The organism is Mycobacterium sp. (assembly GCF_050701675.1).
Lineage (GTDB): Bacteria > Actinomycetota > Actinomycetes > Mycobacteriales > Mycobacteriaceae > Mycobacterium.
This window is the reverse complement of the sequence record NZ_JBOGDD010000315.1, coordinates 1-2,124: the sequence shown is the minus strand read 5'-3', so window position 1 is coordinate 2,124 and position 2,124 is coordinate 1. Positions and strand designations below refer to the sequence as shown.

Genomic DNA, 2,124 nt, shown 5'->3' with positions numbered 1-2,124 from the left:
GGTCGAAGATCTGGGTGCCCTGTCCGGAGGCGAACTCCTCGGGGCGGCGGCTGATGTTGGCGACGTCGCGGTGCGAACCGACCGCCCAGAAGCCGCGTACCCGCGGGGAGCCGGGCCGGTTGGTCCGGACGAATACCGGGCCGCCTGCGTCGCGAAGGCGGCGGTAGAGATCCGCCCGGTCGGCTGGACGTTCCTGCCACCACTGCAGGTCGATCAGCGGTGCGAACTGCTGCTCGTCGGTGTCGGTCGTGCTCACAGCATCCGATTCTGGCACTCATGTCACTTATAGGCAACGTCGGGTTACTGCAGCAGTTCGGCAATGCGTCCAATTCTCACCCTTGAACGCGCCGCCTATCTAACATTAGTGTCACCAACGGACGGGGTTGCCGACGGTACGAACCTGAGGAGAGCACATGACGGAGCGGAAGCCACTACGGGTCGGCATCATCGGCGTGGGGTGGGGTTCACACGTTCAGGTGCCCGGTTTCCGCGCCGCGGCGGGCTTCGAACCCGTTGCGCTGTGCGCGCGTACACCCGAGCGGCTGGAGCGCGTGGCGGGCAAGCTAGGCATCGAGGAGACCTCGACTGATTGGCAGACCTTCGTCACCCGCGACGACCTCGACGTCATCTCGGTCGCGACGCCCACCGTGCTGCACCGCGACATGGTCCTTGCTGCCCTGGCGGCGGGTAAGCCCGTGCTGTGCGAGAAGCCACTGGCCGGCGATCTCGACGCGGCCCGCGACATGGTGCAGGCTGCCGCCGAGGCCAACGTACCGACCGCCTGTTGCTTCGAGAATCGTTGGAACCCAGACTGGTTGGCGGTCGCCGAGCGGGTGCGCTCGGGCTTTCTCGGCAAGCAATACCTCGCGCGCGTTAGCCGGAGCGCGTCCTACTGGCACCCGAGCCGCTCGCTGCAGGCACGCTGGATGTACGACCGCGACCAGGGCGGCGGCTACCTCGCGGGGATGCTCGTGCACGATCTCGACTTCCTCTGCAGCGTGCTGGGGCGACCGGTCTCGGTATGCGCCGAGGTGCGTACCAGCGACCCGGTCCGCGAGTTGCCCGACGGGGAGACACTGACCATCACCGCCGACGACACCGCCGCGGTGCTGATGCGGATGGAGTCCGGCGTGACCGCGATCATGAGTGTCTCGGTGATCGGTGCGCACGCCGACCACTACCGCCTCGAGCTGTTCGGCTCGGACGGCACCATCATCGGCGACGGCGATCTGCGTTCCGCGGCATACAGTCTCGGCGCGGCGACCGATGACGGGCTGAGCCCGCTCGCGGTGGACGAACGCGTGCCCGCGCACCCGGAGGACCTGCCCAAGGGGTTGGCCGGGCACGCGAGTCGCGCGATGGCGTTGATGCTCGAGGACTGGCTGCCCGCCTTCGACGATGCACCGAGCGCCGCCGCCACCTTCGAAGACGGCCTGCTGTCGCTCGCGGTGATCGATGCCGCCCACCGCTCGTCCGAGGGCGGCGGCTGGGAGCCGGTGCAAGCATGAGGGGTGGACCGTCGATCAAGCATCTCGACGACGTACCGGCCGAGGAGATGCTGCGCTACGAGTTCGCAGACGGTCGGACGGCATCGATCTGGGAGAAGTGGATTGAACTGTCGCCCAGGTACTTCGCGTTCTGGAACAAGTGGGACCCGGGCGCCATCTCCTCGCAACACGGGCACACCGGCGATCACAGCAACTTCATCCTCGCCGGTGAGATCCGTTGCGGCGACGTCGTAGCCCGCGCGGGCACGCACATCATGCTCGAGTGGGGCGACGTGTTCGGACCGTGGGAGGCCGGCCCGCAGGGGTGTGAACTCTATGGCTTCATCGCTGGCGAGGGTCAGCCGTTCAACGGTGATACCGCTGCATACGATGCCCTGCTTGCCGAGCGCGGCGCCCGACCGGTGCCCCTACCGATGCCAAAACACCTGCCGCCCTGGATCCTCGCCAAGCTGGGCGGCTCATTCACGTCGTCGGTCACCCAGTGGGAGCCGTCGACCTAGCGGAGCCTCCGTCGAAAATGCGTGGAGGGCTGTGAATGTCGCGAATCCATGACCCCGATCGCAATCTCACGGCCAGCTCAGGCGAGCGCCGATTCGCCCGGAGGGTAGATCAGTAC

Annotated in this window: 2 protein-coding genes and 1 pseudogene; 2 read left to right on the top strand and 1 reads right to left on the bottom strand. The window is 67.2% G+C overall.

Translation table 11 applies throughout. The features are described from left to right. Window positions 1-256 (bottom strand): annotated as a pseudogene (locus tag ACRDUX_RS09415) (cytochrome P450); the annotation flags it as partial. 157 nt (window positions 257-413) lie between these two features. Here ACRDUX_RS09415 and ACRDUX_RS09410 point away from each other — a divergent pair. Together ACRDUX_RS09410 and ACRDUX_RS09405 are read left to right on the top strand one after the other, a co-directional pair. Then, on the top strand, window positions 414-1,508 hold the full coding sequence (locus tag ACRDUX_RS09410; RefSeq protein WP_526413220.1) for a Gfo/Idh/MocA family protein: 1,095 nt from the start codon (window positions 414-416) through the stop codon (window positions 1,506-1,508). After that, complete coding sequence (locus ACRDUX_RS09405; protein ID WP_526413218.1) at window positions 1,505-2,008, top strand: cupin domain-containing protein; 504 nt, start codon at window positions 1,505-1,507, stop codon at window positions 2,006-2,008. The genes ACRDUX_RS09410 and ACRDUX_RS09405 overlap by 4 nt, the downstream gene beginning before the upstream one ends. Window positions 2,009-2,124 lie beyond the last annotated feature (116 nt).